At 53.5% G+C, this 16,823-nt stretch carries 11 protein-coding genes; 10 read left to right on the top strand and 1 reads right to left on the bottom strand.

From position 1 onward, the window contains the following. Nucleotides 1-14 precede the first annotated feature (14 nt). The 8 genes from DW088_RS06335 to DW088_RS06300 are packed head-to-tail and all read left to right on the top strand — an operon-like array spanning nt 15 to nt 7,850. Complete coding sequence (locus tag DW088_RS06335; RefSeq protein WP_117453433.1) at nt 15-269, top strand: DUF4315 family protein; 255 nt, start codon at nt 15-17, stop codon at nt 267-269. Next, nucleotides 262-1,023: a DUF4366 domain-containing protein gene (locus DW088_RS06330; protein ID WP_117453434.1), complete on the top strand. Its 762-nt coding sequence runs from the start codon at nt 262-264 to the stop codon at nt 1,021-1,023. Before DW088_RS06335 ends, DW088_RS06330 begins: the two co-directional genes overlap by 8 nt. Further along, the gene (locus tag DW088_RS06325; RefSeq protein WP_003526245.1) at nt 1,020-1,214 is read left to right on the top strand and encodes a hypothetical protein; all 195 of its coding nucleotides are present in this window, start codon (nt 1,020-1,022) and stop codon (nt 1,212-1,214) included. Before DW088_RS06330 ends, DW088_RS06325 begins: the two co-directional genes overlap by 4 nt. Beyond that, nucleotides 1,211-1,903 carry a hypothetical protein gene (locus tag DW088_RS06320; protein ID WP_003526248.1) on the top strand — a complete coding sequence of 231 codons (693 nt, stop codon included), beginning with the start codon at nt 1,211-1,213 and terminating at the stop codon, nt 1,901-1,903. Before DW088_RS06325 ends, DW088_RS06320 begins: the two co-directional genes overlap by 4 nt. Continuing rightward, nucleotides 1,884-3,983, top strand: coding sequence for a type IA DNA topoisomerase (locus DW088_RS06315; RefSeq protein WP_117453435.1), 2,100 nt, complete (start codon nt 1,884-1,886; stop codon nt 3,981-3,983). Before DW088_RS06320 ends, DW088_RS06315 begins: the two co-directional genes overlap by 20 nt. Beyond that, on the top strand, nt 3,980-4,258 hold the full coding sequence (locus DW088_RS06310; protein ID WP_117453436.1) for an immunoglobulin: 279 nt from the start codon (nt 3,980-3,982) through the stop codon (nt 4,256-4,258). Before DW088_RS06315 ends, DW088_RS06310 begins: the two co-directional genes overlap by 4 nt. Before the next feature lie 6 nt (nt 4,259-4,264). Continuing rightward, complete coding sequence (locus tag DW088_RS06305; protein ID WP_117453437.1) at nt 4,265-7,633, top strand: LPD28 domain-containing protein; 3,369 nt, start codon at nt 4,265-4,267, stop codon at nt 7,631-7,633. Between the two features lies 1 nt (nt 7,634). Next, nucleotides 7,635-7,850, top strand: a complete 216-nt coding sequence (locus DW088_RS06300; protein ID WP_003526257.1) for a transposon-transfer assisting family protein — start codon at nt 7,635-7,637, stop codon at nt 7,848-7,850. Nucleotides 7,851-8,216: 366 nt separating this feature from the next. On the opposite strand, the gene DW088_RS16230 is transcribed toward DW088_RS06300, so the two are convergent. Beyond that, nucleotides 8,217-8,714, bottom strand: a complete 498-nt coding sequence (locus DW088_RS16230; RefSeq protein ID WP_199483553.1) for a hypothetical protein — start codon at nt 8,712-8,714, stop codon at nt 8,217-8,219. Here DW088_RS16230 and DW088_RS06290 point away from each other — a divergent pair. Both DW088_RS06290 and DW088_RS16050 read left to right on the top strand, forming a co-directional pair. Next, nucleotides 8,701-9,057, top strand: coding sequence for a TnpV protein (locus DW088_RS06290; RefSeq protein WP_117453438.1), 357 nt, complete (start codon nt 8,701-8,703; stop codon nt 9,055-9,057). The two genes, DW088_RS16230 and DW088_RS06290, sit on opposite strands and share 14 nt — an antisense overlap. 110 nt (nt 9,058-9,167) lie before the next feature. After that, nucleotides 9,168-16,823, top strand: coding sequence for an SNF2-related protein (locus DW088_RS16050; protein WP_330428042.1), 7,656 nt, complete (start codon nt 9,168-9,170; stop codon nt 16,821-16,823).

Below are 16,823 nucleotides of genomic sequence, written 5' to 3'. Positions count from 1 at the left end.
AGGAGTGATAGACGATGGCAAAGAACAAAATTGAGCGCATTGACCAGGAGATTACAAAGGTCCGCGAGAAGATCGCAGAGTATCAGGAAAAGCTCAAGGCGCTGGAAGCACAGAAAACCGAGGCAGAAAATTTGGAGATCGTTCAGATGGTTCGTGCGTTACGCGTGACTCCAGCACAGCTGAACGCTATGCTTTCCGGTGGAATGAACCACGGCAGAGATACAGCACTGTCGGAATCAAATAATCAGGAGGCTACCGCTTATGAATAAAAGAATTTGCAAAACACTTTCCGCCTTTTGCCTGACAATGGTTGTGGCATTTGGCTTTACGATCCCTGCTTTTGCACAGGGGTCAGAACAGGCTCCGGCGGCACCGGCAGAGGATTCTACCAATGACAGCAATGTGATTGTGGAAGAAACAGAACCGGCACCGGCACTTACACCAGATGGCAATGCCGCTCTGGTGGATGATTTTGGTGGCAATAAGCAGCTCATTACCGTTACTACCAAGGCTGGCAACTATTTTTACATTTTGATCGACAGGGCTAATGAGGATAAAAAGACTGCTGTTCACTTTCTGAACCAGGTGGATGAAGCGGATTTGATGGCACTGATGGAAGATGAAAATGTCAAAGAGGAGCCGGCTGCTGTGTGTAGCTGCACGACAAAATGTGAAGCAGGGGCAGTCAATACGGCTTGCCCGGTCTGCGCAACTGATAAGAGTAAATGTACGGGCAAAGCACCGGAACCTCCGGCAGAAACACCGGAGCCGGAAAAAGAGACGCCTGCCGGACTGAATCCGGCTGCGCTGATTCTTCTGCTGGCTCTGCTGGGCGGCGGTGGCGTATTTGCCTACATGAAGCTCATGAAGAATAAACCTAAGACCAAGGGCAATGACAGTCTGGACGATTATGATTATGGCGAGGAGGATTCCGAGGAATGGGAAACCGAGGATGTGGAGTCGGACGAACCGGACGCTGATGGGGGCAGCACAGAAGAAGATGACGAGGACAGCGTGAAATGACCCGTTTCACAGACAGTCCCTATGAACGCATGATGACACGCAGGCCGGAGGGCGGGAGGGAAACTTCCCGTCCTCATTCTTTATCCCACAACCACCCCTGCTATGGTTGCGGGAGTTATGGAAGTCCCTGCGTAGGTATCTGCCATCGTGAGATGGAACGCTGGCTCAAAGAAAGGAAACGAAAAAAATGAGTGTTCTGATTATATTTATCAAGCTGATTGCTGTTTTTGACCTGCTTGTGATTGCTGTGTATTTTGGCGGCGACATTCTTTCTACCATGTTAAACAAACTTTGGAGAAAGCCAAAGCAAGATGACCCCTTTGATTTCTCCTTAGATACCATGACAGTTTCATTGTCCATAGATTCTATCCGTCAGCTTTATTCCGGTGACGCGGCAGATTTTGTGGAAGAAAAGATCCTGCCAAATGCGGAGAAAACAATGGCCGTTTTGACGGAACAAGAACAGACGGCGGCTCATCTGCTCTTATCCGCTCTGATCGGTTTTCTTGCAGCAGAAGCTCCTATGGATGAACAGAGCTTTCCTTTGATGATGGAACTTCTGAACTGCATGGAAGGGGAAAAAGAAGATGGTTGTCAGGATGCAGTAGATAGTTTACTTGAAGATGCCGCCTGCAATACCCGCCGTCACGAAGAATATTACAGCAATTATCAACGCTACCAGCTGATGCAGGTGGATAAAACCCGTGTCATTTTGGCTTGCCGTATCATCATCAATGACCTGCTGGGGAAACTGTACCGCTATGACTACCGGTTTGGTTATAACCTGCTACTGGATGAGGAAAACAGCATAGAGAAAAAACTGCACACGCCTGTGCGGGAAGAATGGGAGGCTGAAGATTATGAATTTAGTGATTGCTGAAAAACCATCGGTTGCACAAAGTCTGGCTACGGTAATCGGTGCAACTGCTCGTAAGGATGGGTATCTGGAGGGTAACGGCTGGCGTGTCAGCTGGTGCGTGGGCCACCTGGCCGGTCTTGCGGATGCAGACAGCTATGACTCCAAGTATGCCAAGTGGCGATATGATGACCTGCCTATCCTGCCGGAGCATTGGCAGATGGTGGTGGGAAAGGACAAGAAAAAGCAGTTTGATATTCTCAAAAAGCTGATGAACGCCCCGGATGTGACGGAGGTAGTAAATGCCTGTGATGCCGGACGCGAGGGCGAGCTGATCTTCCGCAGCGTCTATGAGCTGGCAGGCTGCCAAAAGCCGATGAAAAGGCTCTGGATTTCTTCGATGGAGGACTCCGCCATAAGGGAGGGCTTTGCAAACCTGCGCCCAGGTGTAGATTATGATGGACTTCGGGATGCTGCTCTCTGCCGTGCCAAGGCCGACTGGCTGGTGGGGATCAATGCCACAAGGCTTTTTTCCGTGCTGTACCACCGCACCCTCAACATCGGGCGCGTGATGTCCCCAACGCTGGCACTGATTGTTCAGCGAGAAGCTGAGATCGACACCTTTAAGCAGGTTCCCTTTTATACCGTGGCGCTGGAGCTGCCCGGTCTTACCGTATCCGGGGAGCGCATGAGTGACCGAGCAAGCGCAGAGCAGCTGAAAGAAGCCTGTCAGGGTGCAGCTGTCACAATCAAAAAAGTGGAGTGCAAGGAAAAATCCGAAAAGCCGCCTGCCCTCTATGACCTGACTACTCTGCAAAGAGATGCCAACCGCCTGCTTGGATTTACAGCCCAGCAGACCCTGGACTATCTGCAAAGCCTGTATGAAAAGAAGCTCTGCACCTATCCCCGTACTGACAGCCGCTATCTGACCGGTGATATGGCAGACAGCCTGCCGGTGCTGGTGAATCTGGTTGCCAATGCTATGCCATTTCGCAAAGGGATCGCCATTACCTGTGATCCGCAGACGGTCATCAACGACAAGAAAGTAACCGACCACCACGCAGTAATCCCTACCAGAAATCTCAAGGATGCAGACCTTTCTGCCCTTCCTGCGGGAGAAAAAGCGGTGCTGGAGCTGGTGGCCCTGCGTCTGCTGTGTGCCGTGGCCCAGCCCCATATCTATTCGGAAACCGTTGTGATTGCAACGTGTGCCGGTAGGAAGTTTACTGCCAAAGGAAAAACGGTGAAGCACCCCGGATGGAAAGCACTGGAGGACGCCTACCGTGCCAAAATGAAGGATGCAGAGCCGAAAAAAGAGGGCGCAGAGAAAGCCCTGCCGGAGCTGACCGAAGGACAGATCCTTTCGGTTGCTGCTGCAATCGTCAAAGAAGGCAAAAGCAGTCCGCCCCAGCACTTTACGGAGGACACCCTGTTGTCCGCGATGGAGACTGCCGGAAAAGAGGATATGCCGGAGGATGCCGAACGAAAAGGTCTGGGGACACCGGCCACCCGTGCCGGTATTTTGGAAAAGCTGGTATCTGCCGGTTTTCTGGAACGAAAAAAGAGCAGGAAAACGGTGCAGCTTCTCCCTTCCCATGATGCAGTTTCCCTGATCACCGTTCTGCCGGAACAACTGCAATCGCCGCTTTTGACTGCCGAGTGGGAGTACCGCCTGGGCGAGATCGAGCGCGGGCAGCTTGCCCCGGAGGAGTTTTTGGACGGGATTAGCACCATGCTGAAAGACCTGGTGGGGACTTATCAGGTCATCAAGGGAACGGAGTACCTGTTCACTCCGCCTCGTGAGGTGGTGGGCAAATGCCCTCGCTGCGGCGGGGAGGTTGCAGAACTGCAAAAAGGCTTCTTCTGTCAGAATGATTCTTGCAGATTTGCAATCTGGAAAAACAACAAATGGTGGGCTGCCAAGAAAAAACAGCCGACTAAGGCTGTGGTGTCTGCACTGCTTAACGATGGCCGTGTCCGTGTGACGGGCCTATATTCGGAGAAAACCGGAAAGACCTACGATGCCACTGTGGTTTTGGAGGACGATGGACAGTACGCCAACTTCAAGCTGGAATTTGACCAGCGGAAAGGAGGTAGCCGATGAAGCTCTCTTTAGTGGAACGGGAAACCATTCTTCTCTATAATCAGGCAGAACCAATGGCTGAGATCTATACCCATGATCCCCGTCTGATGGAGAAGCTGGATCTGCTGGCAAAAAAGCACCCCGACCAGATCACCCGAAAGGACGCCCATAACTTTACCGTCCCCAAGCGGTGTGTATCAGTCAGGGAGCCATATAGCGCAGAACGCCGCAAAGCTGCCAGTGAGCGTGCGAAAGCTGCCGGATACCAGCCTCCTATGCGAAAGTCCAGCAGTTAAAGGCACATGGCAGAGAATGTATTTGAAGCAGTCAAGCTGTCAGTCAGCACCAGAGAAGCGGCAGAGCTTTATGGGATAAAAGTCAGGCGAAATGGCATGGCCTGCTGTCCTTTTCACGATGATAAGAACCCCAGCATGAAGGTAGACCAGCGATTCCACTGCTTTGGCTGCGGTGAAGATGGGGATGTGATCGACTTTACCGCAAAGCTCTTTGACCTCTCCCCAAAAGAAGCGGCGGAGAAACTGGCACAGGACTTTGGCCTGATCTATGACAGTCAGGCCCCTCCCCGTAGGAGATATGTCCGGCAGAAAACAGAGGCACAAAAGTTTCGGGAGGACCGGCAGCGGTGTTATCGCGTACTGTCCGATTACTACTATCTGCTGAAAAAATGGGAGGCCGACAATTCTCCCCGGACACCGGAGGAAGAACCGCACCCCCGTTTTGTGGAAGCAATCCAGAAGAAAACCTATGTAGAGTACCTGTTGGACCTTTTTCTTTATGAAAGTGAAGAAGAACAAAAGGCATGGATTGCAGAACACACAGCAGAAATCACACATTTGGAAAGGAGATTGAAAATCATGGCTGAGAACAAACCCACCAACCGAGAGCGGCTAAGAGAAATCACAGATGGCATCGAGCAGGGGATCAAGGAACTGTTTGAGAGTGAAAAGTATATGCGCTATCTGTCCGTCATGTCCCGCTTCCACCGCTATTCGGTAAACAACACCATGCTCATCTATATGCAGAAGCCGGACGCTACATTGGTAGCCGGATACAATAAGTGGAAAGACCAGTTTGAGCGTCATGTAAAAAAGGGCGAGCATGGCATTACCATCATTGCTCCCACACCATATAAGAAGAAAATCGAGGAGCAGAAACTGGACCCGGATACCAAGGCTCCGATTTTGGATAAAGACGGAAAGATCGTCACAGAGGAAAAAGAAATCGAGATCCCCATGTTTCGCCCGGTCAAGGTCTTTGATGTGAGCCAGACCGACGGGAAACCTTTGCCTGAGCTTGCTTCCTCCCTTTCCGGCAATGTGCCAAATTATGAGGCATTCATGGAGGCTCTGCGCCGCAGCGCACCGGTGCCGATCACTTTTGAAGCAATGGCCGCCGATACGGACGGCTATTTTTCTGCCGATCATCAGAAAATCGCCATTCGCCAGGGCATGAGTGAGGTGCAGACGGTTTCGGCCACAGTACACGAGATTGCCCACAGCAAGCTCCACAATCAGAAAAAGATTCAGATTGCCAATGACGAGCAATATCAGGAGATCGAGCTGTTTGATAAACCCGGTCTGTTCTCCAATGGGCGGATTGTCCGTGATAATCTGCCGGAGGGCGTTTATTGCTATGACCTGCGCGGTTCTGACTACGACCCCGGAGAGCCGGTCTGTGTAGAAGAACAAGTGGTTGTAAACCATGCAGGTTCCGTTCTGCTGACAGAGCCGCTGGAGCTGGCGGAAGATGGACGCCTGATGCTGACCGAGGAAGAAGGGCTGAATTTTGTTGGCGGCTTTTCTACCCTCACCCAGTTTTTGCAAGAACAGAGGAAAGACCGCCACACGGAGGAAGTGGAGGCTGAAAGCATCTCCTATGCGGTCTGCAAATATTTTGGCATTGAGACCGGAGAAAACAGCTTCGGCTATATTGCAAGCTGGAGTCAGGGCAAGGAACTGAAAGAGCTGAGAGCCAGTTTGGAGACCATCAATAAGACCTCCGGCACTTTGATCTCTGACATTGAGCGCCACTATAAGGAAATCTGCAAAGAGCGTGGGATTGATCCCCATGCAAAGGCAGAGCCGGAAACCGCCCCGATAGAGCAGCCAACCGGCAATCTGACTTACTATGTGGCAGAGTGCATGGAGTTTCCAAACCTCGGAGAATACCACGATAACCTGTCTTTGGAGGAGGCGGTCCGCATCTATCAGGAAATTCCGGCAGAGCGAATGAACGGGATCAAAGGAATTGGTTTTGAGCTGAAAGACGGAAGCGACTATGAAGGACCGTTTCCGATTTTGACCGGGCAGACCATTGACCTGGACACTATTCAGGCAATCGACTATTACCGTGACAATCCGCTGGTACAGAAAGCGGTAAAGGAACTGGCTGCGACCATGCCGGAAATGGAGGTACTGGGGGCGGATGCCAACCAGCAGGAGGCTTTGTTTCTGATCAACGATACTACCTATCTTCATATCCAACCTTGTGACAGCGGATGGGACTACACTCTTTACGATGCTGCGTCCATGAAAGAGCTGGATGGTGGTCAGCTGGATATGTCGGAGCTTTCCTGCATGAAGGCAGTTCTCCAGATTTGTGATGATAACGATCTGGACAGCACTTCGCTCAGACGCGCTCCCTTGTCTATGGCTGAGACCTTGCAGGAAGCGGCCTATCAGCAGATGCAGGCAGAGACCAGTCAGATGACTGCCTCTTCCCAGCTGCCGGAAGCGCAGGAGCAGGCACTGGATGAATACCCCATGCCGGATGAGCAGGTATCCACACCGGATATGCAGGAATATGGCTACACCTATGATGGGATGCTCCCTGTTACCAGAGAACGGGCGCTGGAACTGGATGCCGCCGGTTTGACCGTCTATGTGCTGTATGAGGACAATACGGAGAGCATGGTGTTTGACCCGCAGGAAATCATGGATCATGGCGGTCTTTTCGGTGTGGACCATGAGGAATGGGAGAAAAGCCCTCAGTTCCACGAAAAGGTCATGGAGCGTCAGGAACATCAGCAGGAACGCGAACAGGCATTTCTCTCCCAGAACAGAGATTGCTTTGCCATCTATCAGGTAAGTCGTGACGATCCGCAGAATGTGCGCTTTATGAATCTGGACTGGTTAAAGTCCCATAACATTTCCATAGACCGCAGCAATTATGACCTCATTTACACAGCTCCTCTGAGGGAGTCTGGCACTGTGCCGGAGCAGCTGGAAAAACTCTATCAGCAATTCAATCTGGAAAAGCCCGTGGACTTTCACAGTCCCTCCATGAGCGTCAGCGACATCGTTGCGATCAGACAGGACGGTAAGGTATCCTGTCATTACTGTGACAGTGTTGGTTTTACCCAGATCCCCGGATTCCTGCCAGAAAACCCGCTGAAAAATGCGGAAATGATGCTGGAGGACGATTACGGCATGATTGACGGTATCATCAACAATGGCGCAAAAGAACCCACGGTGGCAGAGCTGGAACAGCAGGCCCGAAGCGGTCAGCCCATTTCCCTGATGGAGTTGGCAGCCGCCACCCATCGGGAGGAACGGGAAAAGAAAAAGTCCGTCATGGAGCAGCTGAAAGGCCAGCCCAAGACAGAACACAAAAAGACAGCACCCAAAAAGAGTGCGGAAAGGGAGATTTGATATGGGAAACTTTACTTTTGAGGAAATGAACCTGATGTGCATTTACAATACCGGCAGCCGCACCGGGCTGATTGACAGTCTGCGTGAGATGCGCGGCGAGCTTTCGCCGGAGGAAACAGAGCTGAGAGAGTTGACCGACAGCGCCCTTACGAAGCTCTGTGCGATGACCGATGAGAAGTTTGCCGAACTGGAGCTGTACCCGGATTTTGACCAGTAAACAACATAACCGCAGGGATGGGGTGGCGATCTGCCACCCCACCTTTTTACCCCAAAACTGAAAGGAGGACAGAACACTATGCCAACCAAAGCTGAACTATATGCACAGATGGCGGACAAAGTGGCAACACAGCTCACGGGGAGCTGGCAGGAATGGGCAGAGTTTCTCACCACTGCTTCTCGCCTTTACAAGTACCCGTTCCATGAGCAGCTGATGATCTACGCCCAGCGACCGGACGCTACCGCCTGTGCAGAGTACGATTTGTGGAATGAAAAGATGGGCCGATATGTAAGGCGCGGTTCCAAGGGAATCGCTCTGGTGGATGATTCCGGGGACAGACCTCGCCTGCGTTATGTCTTTGACATTTCAGACACCGGAACCCGTGAACATTCCCGCACTCCCTGGCTGTGGCAGCTGGAGGAGCGCCATCTGGATTCGGTGCAGGCCATGCTGGAGCGCACCTATGATGTTTCCGGTGATGACCTTGCAGGACAGCTTACCGAGGTAGCCGGAAAACTGGCTGAGGAATACTGGACGGAGCATCAGCAGGACTTCTTCTATATCGTTGACGGTTCCTTTTTGGAGGAATATGATGAGTATAACATCGGAGTGCAGTTCAAGGCAGCCGCCACCGTCAGCATCACTTACGCTTTGATGTCCCGCTGTGGACTGGAGCCGGAACGCTACTTCGACCACGAAGATTTCATGGCGATCTTTGATTTCAACACCCCGTCCACCATCGGGGCGCTGGGAACAGCGGTCAGCCAGATCAACCAACAGGTGCTGCGGCAGATCGGCGTCACCGTCCGAAATGCAGAGCGCGAAGCCAACCAAGAAAGGAGCAAACAAGATGAACAATCCCATGACCTATATCCAGAACGGAGACTATCTGATTCCCGACCTGAAGCTGAGCCAGCAGCCGGAGAAACCCCTGGGCAAGTACGGCAGGATGAGGAAAACCTATCTGAAGGAACACCGTCCCATCCTCTACAACCAGATGCTGCTGAGCGAGAAGCTGTACCCGCACCTCATCGAGATCGACGAGACCGCCCAGAACAGACTGGAGCAGATGATACCCCAGCTGGCGAAGGAAGCGGGAGCCACCGAGGAACTGAAAGCCAGCAATCCCATGAAGTGGGTGGGGCTGATGAATACCTGCAAAGCCCAGGCCGAGGAGATCCTGATGGCGGAGCTTATCAACAGCTGACCCTAAACCTGTTCCTCTCCGAAGCGGAACAGATCCAATCCATAGATGAAGCAGAGAATGTAGCGCATACATCCTCTGCTTTTTCTTTTGCCCAGAATGATATTGACCATGTGCTGCGTTTGGGCGGCAATACAGACCGCCAGAGGGAGCGTGTGGTTGCAGCCTTTGAAAAGCAGAAAACCACCGCTGAGATTGCCGAGATACTGAAAACGCTGTACCACGGCGGCAATGGCCTTGGCAGTGTGAGCGCATGGTATGCCGAGGATGGTATCCATCTTTCCCACGGGAAGTCTGTCCGTTATGACAGGTCTGCCCAGGTCATTTCCTGGGAGAGTGCCGCAGAGCGTATCGGGGAGCTTTTGGAGAGCGGCCAGTTTGCCTCCAATGTGGAGCTTGCGGAAGCGGCAGGCTATGAACGCTCCCTCCTTTCAGAAAAGCTCTGGTATCTGTACCACGATTTCAGCGAGGAAGCCAGAGAAGCCGGATATTTGTCCTGCCTGTCGAGTATCCAGCGCAATGTGTTTCCGACAGAAACAGAATGGCTTGCCGAGCAGCTGAACAGCCCGGAGTTTCGTAAGACCCTCAAGGAAGAATACGCTGCCTTCTGGACTGCCTATCAGCAGGACCGTGACCTGTTGCGTTTTCACTATCATAGACCGAGGGAGATCTGGGAGAACCTGAAGGACCTTGACCTGCCCCGCAGGACCTTTTCTTCAGAGCTTTCCAAAGTGCCAACCGTCCAGCACTTTATTACCGAGGATGAGATCGACGCCGCCATGACCGGCGGAAGCAGTTTTGCCGGAGGAAAAGGCCGTATCTATGCGTTCTTCATGGAAAACCATACGGATAAGGAAAAAGTGAGATTCCTTAAAGACGAGTATGGCATTGGCGGACGCTCTCATGCCCTGTCCGGCGCAACACACAGCGGCGAAGATCACGATGGGAAAGGACTGCACTATAAAAAGCAGGACTGCCCGGATGTTCACTTGAACTGGGAAAAGGTTGCCAAGCGCATTACCTCACTTGTCCAGAAAGGCCGCTATCTTACCGAACAGGAACAAGCGCAGTATGACAAGATCCAGGCTGAAAAGGATCTGGCAAAAGAAGATGCCATCCAAGCCCAGCAGCCGGAGGTGGAGGAAGAAACTCCAAAGCCTACCCTTCGGGAGCAGTTTGATCAGTATAAGACTGTGGTGACTGCCGCCATTTCCGAGGATGCCGCATACCGCAATGCCTGCGGGCATTCTGACCGCGAAAATGCTGTCATCGAGGGCAATGCTGCCATCCGCCGTGCCGTTCTCGGCTCCGGTGATTTGGAGCTGATTCGGCTCTATTCCGATGTGCCGGAGTTCCGCCAACGGCTGCACCGGGAAGTAATTGACGAAACCTACCCACGGCTCCATGAAATGCTGCGTCCTCTCTCGCAGGATGACATTGACGATGCCATCCGCGCATGGAACGGCGATATTCAGAGCAAACACGCCGTTGTCCGCTACATGGAACAGCATGGGCGGGAAAAAGATACCGCCGCATGGCTGGCTCAGGAATACGGCGGCAGTAACAGCAACAGCCTGTTCGTTGTCCGTGCCGGCAGCCCGGAGGAAACGCAGCTGCCCTGGCCGAAGGTACAGCGTCGGATTGCCCAGCTCATTCAGGAGGACCGGTTCTATACCGAAGAAGAACAGAACCGTTTTGACGACATCGACCCAATCGCCATCCGGGAAGCTCTGGAAGAAAGAGGGATCGTCAACGGCCAGGTGGCAGACCCGGAAAAACTGGACAATGATCCGTTTATCCAACAGGTGATGTCGGATGTAGAGCAGATCGCAGCTGCTGAGACAGAGCAGACTTCCGAAGTTGCTATTTCCGATGAGGAATATGATGCAGTTCGCCGCCCAACTCCGCAAAGAACATCCTATGACCCTGCTGCCCCGGTCTATGCCGTGGGCGATACCGTGTATATCGAGGATGACGCCTATCAGATCACCGAGCTGCGGGAGGACACCGTACAGCTTCTGCCCACCGGGATGGTATATCCCATCTACCGGGCAGAGCGCAAAGAACAGTTCGAGCAGCTGCTTCGGGCAGACCGCCGCAATGCTTACTATACCGAGTTTCTTCCTATTGCCCCGGACAAGGCAGATCAAGACTTGCGGGATGTATTGGCTCATGGACTGATGGATGAAGCGGATAAAAAGCAGATTTCCACGCTGCTGCAATCCGGCAGGAGTAACAGCGAGATCGCCTACTGGTTGAGCAGAGTCTATTCCGGTGAGATCGAGACACTGAATCTGGAGACCGGCGATATTGCCGATTACCGTACCACGGCACAGGGCATAGAACTGGAAGTCATGGATGCAGAGGAAAAGCGTCTGGCTATGCTGTATTTCCGCTGGGATGAGGTTGCACCTTTGCTGCGCGGACTGTACGCCCGTCAGCAGGACGGCTTTGGACAGGAACAGCCCCAATCGGCTACCGAATCCCCGACCTTCCATTCCGAGACCATGGCCGTCTATCCGGGCGATAAGAACAATCTGCCTTATGATGTGGTGGTGGAACGACTGCATATCGAGGAGCCAGAGCCACCAGCCCCTGTGACTGAGCCGGAGAAAACCTTTGAGGAAGTGCTGGACGAACACCCGGTTTCCATTCAGGTCAATGGCCAGTGGGAGACCTTCTCCAATGCCAAAGCTGCCGAGGAAGCCTCCTATGAGGAATACAAGGCTAACCTGCGCCGCAATGCAAAAAACTTCCGCATTACTGATGAGCATTTGGGCGAAGGCGGTCCGAAAGCCAAGTTCCAGGCAAATGTCAATGCGATTCGTTTGCTGAAAGAGCTGGAAGCTGCCGGACAGCAGGCAAGCCCCGAACAGCAGGAGGTTCTTTCTCGATATGTGGGCTGGGGCGGTCTCTCTGATGCTTTTGACCCGGAGAAACCGGCATGGGCTTTAGAGTATGCCCAGCTAAAAGAACTGCTGACCCCGGAGGAATATGCCGCCGCCAGAAGCTCTACCCTCAACGCCCATTACACCAGCCCTACGGTCATTCAGGCCATCTATGAAGCGGTGGACCGTATGGGATTTGAGACCGGAAATATTCTGGAGCCGTCTATGGGTGTGGGCAATTTCTTTGGTATGCTGCCGGAGAAAATGCGAAACAGCCGTCTGTACGGCGTGGAGCTGGACCCTGTTTCCGGGCGCATCGCAAAGCAGCTCTATCCCAAGGCGGACATCACAGTAGGCGGCTTTGAGACCACCGATAGGCGTGACTTCTTTGACCTTGCCATCGGCAATGTACCTTTCGGTCAGTATCAGGTCAATGACAAAGCCTACAACAAGCTGAGTTTCAGTATTCACAACTACTTTTTTGCCAAAGCACTGGACCAGGTGCGTCCCGGCGGCGTGGTGGCTTTTGTAACCTCCCGCTATACTATGGACGCCAAGGATTCCACCGTGCGCCGCTATCTTGCCCAGCGTGCTGAGCTGCTGGGAGCTATCCGTCTGCCGAATGACGCGTTCAAAAAGAATGCCGGTGCCGAGGTGGTATCGGACATCATCTTCCTCCAAAAGCGGGACCGCCCGCTGGACATCGTGCCGGAATGGACCCAGACCGGCATTATCAGGGTTCCCGCAAAGTCGCAAGACTTTGTGGGAGAAGGAGGAGCGACGGAGCAAGCGAGCTTTTCGCCGCAAGGCGGAAACGAGCAGGCGCAGTCCGCGACGACGCAGGACGGCTTTGCCATCAACCGCTATTTCCTGGACCACCCGGAAATGGTGCTGGGCCGACAGGAGCCGGAAAGCACCGCCCATGGCATGGACTACACCGTGAATCCCATTGAGGGGCTGGAGCTTGCCGATCAGCTGCATGATGCCGTGAAGTACATTCGCGGCACCTACCAGGAAGCCGAGCTGCCGGAGCTGGGTGAGGGCGAAGCCATCGACACCTCCATTCCCGCCGACCCCAATGTGAAAAATTACTCCTACACCGTTGTGGACGGCACTGTGTATTTCCGTGAAAACAGCCGCATGGTGCGCCCAGACCTGAACTCCACCGCCGAGGCCCGCGTGAAAGGGCTGGTGGGCCTGCGGGAATGTGTCCAGCAGCTCATTGATCTCCAAATGGACGCCGCCACACCGGACAGCGCCATCCAGGATAAACAGGCTGAACTGAACCGGCTCTATGACAGCTTTTCCGCAAAATATGGTCTTATCAATGACCGGGCGAACCGGCTGGCCTTTGCCGATGATTCCAGCTACTATCTGCTCTGTGCGCTGGAAGTCATCGACGAGAACGGAAAGCTGGAACGCAAGGCAGATATGTTCACCAAGCGGACCATCAAGCCCCATCAGGCGGTGGCTGTGGTGGATACGGCAAGTGAAGCACTGGCGGTGTCCATCTCGGAAAAAGCCTGCGTGGATATGGACTATATGAGCCAGCTTACCGGAAAAACAAAAGAAGAACTGGCCGGAGAGCTGCAAGGCGTAATCTTCCGTGTACCGGGACAGCTGGAGAAAGATGGCACACCCCATTATGTGACTGCTGATGAATACCTCTCCGGCAATGTACGCCGCAAACTGCGTCAGGCGCAGCGGGCGGCACAGCAGGACTCTTCTTTTGCAGTCAATGTGGAAGCTCTTACCGCCGCCCAGCCCCAAGACCTGGATGCGTCGGAGATCGAGGTGCGCCTTGGTGCCACCTGGATCGACAAGGAATATATCCAGCAGTTTATGTACGAGACCTTCAACACCCCGTTTTATCTCCAGCGCAGTATCGAGGTCAACTATTCTTCCTTTACTGCTGAATGGCAGATCAAGGGGAAATCTTCCGTATCCTACAACGATGTGGCAGCTTATACCACCTATGGGACCAGCCGCGCCAATGCTTATAAGATTTTGGAGGACAGTCTGAACCTGCGGGATGTCCGTATCTATGACACCATAGAGGACGCGGATGGAAAAGAGCGCCGCGTGCTGAATGCCAAGGAGACCACCCTGGCTGCTCAAAAACAGCAGGCTATCCGGGAAGCCTTTAGGGACTGGATCTGGAGAGACCCGGAGCGCCGCCAGACTTTGGTGCGCCAGTATAACGAAGAAATGAACTCTACCCGTCCCCGCGAGTATGATGGCAGCCATATCACTTTTGGCGGCATGAACCCGGCCATTACCCTGCGGGAACACCAGAAAAGTGCCATCGCCCATGTGCTGTATGGCGGAAATACCCTGCTGGCACACGAAGTAGGCGCAGGCAAAACCTTTGAGATGGTGGCCGCTGCGATGGAAGCCAAACGCCTGGGCTTGTGCCAGAAATCTCTCTTTGTGGTTCCCAACCACCTGACTGAGCAGTGGGCATCGGAGTTTCTGCGCCTCTATCCTTCTGCCAACATCTTAGTCACAACCAAAAAGGACTTTGAGACCCATAACCGCAAGAAGTTCTGCGCCCGTATTGCGACCGGTGACTACGACGCCATCATCATGGGACACAGCCAGTTTGAGCGTATCCCCATCAGCCGGGAGCGTCAGGAAAGGCTTCTCTATGAGCAGATCGACGAGATCACCGAGGGCATCGCAGAGGTGCAGGCCAGCGGCGGCGAGCGTTTTACCGTCAAGCAGCTGGAGCGTACCAGAAAGTCTCTGGAAGCCAGACTGGAAAAGCTGCAAGCCGAGGGGCGAAAAGACGATGTGGTAACCTTCGAGCAGCTGGGTGTGGACCGTTTGTTTGTGGACGAGGCCCACAACTATAAAAACCTGTTTCTATACACAAAAATGCGGAATGTGGCTGGTCTTTCCACATCGGACGCGCAGAAATCCTCCGATATGTTTGCCAAGTGCCGCTATATGGATGAGATCACCGGAAACCGTGGCGTGATTTTCGCCACCGGCACCCCGGTCAGCAACTCCATGACCGAGCTTTACACCATGCAGCGTTACCTTCAGTATGAACGCTTGCAAGAGCTGAACATGACCCACTTCGACTGCTGGGCTTCCCGCTTTGGGGAGACCGTCACAGCATTGGAGCTGGCACCGGAAGGCACCGGCTACCGGGCAAGAACGAGATTCAGCAAGTTCTTTAACTTGCCTGAGCTGATGAACCTGTTCAAAGAAGTGGCCGACATTAAGACTGCCGATCAGTTAAATCTCCCTACCCCGGAAGTGGAGTACCACAACATCGTGGCGCAACCCACCGAACATCAGCAGGAAATGGTCAAGGCTCTTTCGGAGCGCGCATCGCTGGTACACAGCGGAACCGTTGACCCGTCCCAGGATAATATGCTCAAGATTACCTCGGATGGCCGCAAGCTGGGGCTTGACCAGAGGATCGTCAACCAGATGCTGCCGGATGAACCCGGAACAAAGGTCAATCAGTGCGTGGACAACATCATGCAGATCTGGCGGGACGGCAAAGCTGACAAGCTGACCCAGCTGGTGTTCTGCGACATTTCTACCCCGCAGGCAAAAGCTCCTGTAAGCAAGGCGGCGAAAACGCTGGATAATCCACTGCTTCACGCACTGGAAGGCGCTGTGCCTCTGCCGGAGCAGGAACCGGTCTTTACGGTATATGACGATATTCGTCAGAAACTCATTGCCCAGGGGATGCCTGCCGACCAGATCGCTTTTATCCATGAAGCCAATACCGAAGTGCGGAAAAAGGAGCTGTTCTCTAAAGTCCGTACCGGTCAGGTTCGTGTCCTTTTGGGCAGCACCGCCAAGATGGGCGCAGGCACCAATGTGCAGGACCGTCTGGTGGCACTTCATGACCTGGACTGTCCGTGGAGACCGGGAGACCTTGCCCAGCGCAAGGGCCGTATCGAGCGCCAGGGCAACCAGAACCCCCTTGTCCATGTGTACCGCTATGTGACAGAAGGAACTTTTGACGCATACCTCTGGCAGACGGTGGAGAACAAGCAGAAATTTATCAGCCAGATCATGACCAGCAAAAGTCCGGTTCGCTCCTGCGATGATGTGGATGAAACCGCCCTGAGTTTTGCCGAGATCAAGGCTCTGTGTGCCGGAGATCCCCGTATCAAGGAGCGTATGGATTTGGATGTGGAGGTATCCCGCCTGAAGCTGATGAAAGCTGACCACCAGAGCAAGCAGTACCGTCTGGAGGACCAGCTGCTCAAATACTTCCCAGAGGAGATTGAAAAGCACAAGGGCTTTATCAAGGGCTTTGAATCTGACCTGGAGGTTTTGGCAGCTCACCCGCACCCGGAGGACGGCTTTGCCGGTATGGAGATTCGTGGAGACCTGCTGACCGATAAGGAGAACGCCGGTGCAGCCCTTTTGGATGCCTGCAAGGAGGTTAAAACCTCCGATCCGGTGCAGATCGGCAACTACCGGGGGTATGCCATGTCCGTGGAATTTTCCGCTTGGAAACAGGAGTATACGCTCCTGCTGAAAGGACAGATGACCCACCGGGCAACCCTTGGTACAGACCCTCGCGGAAATCTTACCCGTATCGACAATGCCCTTGCTCAGATGCCCCAGCGTCTGGAGGCGGCAAAGGCCCAGCTGGATAACCTCTATCAGCAGCAGGCTGCCGCAAAGGAGGAAGTCGGAAAGCCATTCCTTTATGAAGAAGAACTGAGAAGCAAAAACGCCCGTCTGGTGGAGCTGGATACCCTGCTCAACATCGACGGAAAGGGGCAGGCACACACCGAGTCTGTTGTTGCCAAAAGCACACGGCCTTCGGTGCTGGATAACCTAAAACGCCCGGTGCAACCCCGCAGTACAGACAAGAAACCAAAACAGCATGAGGAGGTGCGATAA

This window comes from Butyricicoccus sp. AM05-1 (assembly GCF_003474415.1).
Lineage (GTDB): Bacteria > Bacillota > Clostridia > Oscillospirales > Butyricicoccaceae > Agathobaculum > Agathobaculum butyriciproducens.
The sequence above is the reverse complement of the archived record's forward strand: the minus strand, read 5'-3'. Positions and strand labels throughout refer to the sequence as shown.

Excerpts from the sequence above, each read along its gene's own strand:
- DW088_RS06335 (WP_117453433.1), top strand. The coding sequence starts at position 15 with ATGGCAAAGAACAAAATTGAGCGCATTGACCAGGAGATTACAAAGGTC.
- DW088_RS06330 (WP_117453434.1), top strand. The coding sequence starts at position 262 with ATGAATAAAAGAATTTGCAAAACACTTTCCGCCTTTTGCCTGACAATG.
- DW088_RS06325 (WP_003526245.1), top strand. The coding sequence starts at position 1,020 with ATGACCCGTTTCACAGACAGTCCCTATGAACGCATGATGACACGCAGG.
- DW088_RS06320 (WP_003526248.1), top strand. The coding sequence starts at position 1,211 with ATGAGTGTTCTGATTATATTTATCAAGCTGATTGCTGTTTTTGACCTG.
- DW088_RS06315 (WP_117453435.1), top strand. The coding sequence starts at position 1,884 with ATGAATTTAGTGATTGCTGAAAAACCATCGGTTGCACAAAGTCTGGCT.
- DW088_RS06310 (WP_117453436.1), top strand. The coding sequence starts at position 3,980 with ATGAAGCTCTCTTTAGTGGAACGGGAAACCATTCTTCTCTATAATCAG.
- DW088_RS06305 (WP_117453437.1), top strand. The coding sequence starts at position 4,265 with ATGGCAGAGAATGTATTTGAAGCAGTCAAGCTGTCAGTCAGCACCAGA.
- DW088_RS06300 (WP_003526257.1), top strand. The coding sequence starts at position 7,635 with ATGGGAAACTTTACTTTTGAGGAAATGAACCTGATGTGCATTTACAAT.
- DW088_RS06290 (WP_117453438.1), top strand. The coding sequence starts at position 8,701 with ATGAACAATCCCATGACCTATATCCAGAACGGAGACTATCTGATTCCC.
- DW088_RS16230 (WP_199483553.1), bottom strand. The coding sequence starts at position 8,714 with ATGGGATTGTTCATCTTGTTTGCTCCTTTCTTGGTTGGCTTCGCGCTC.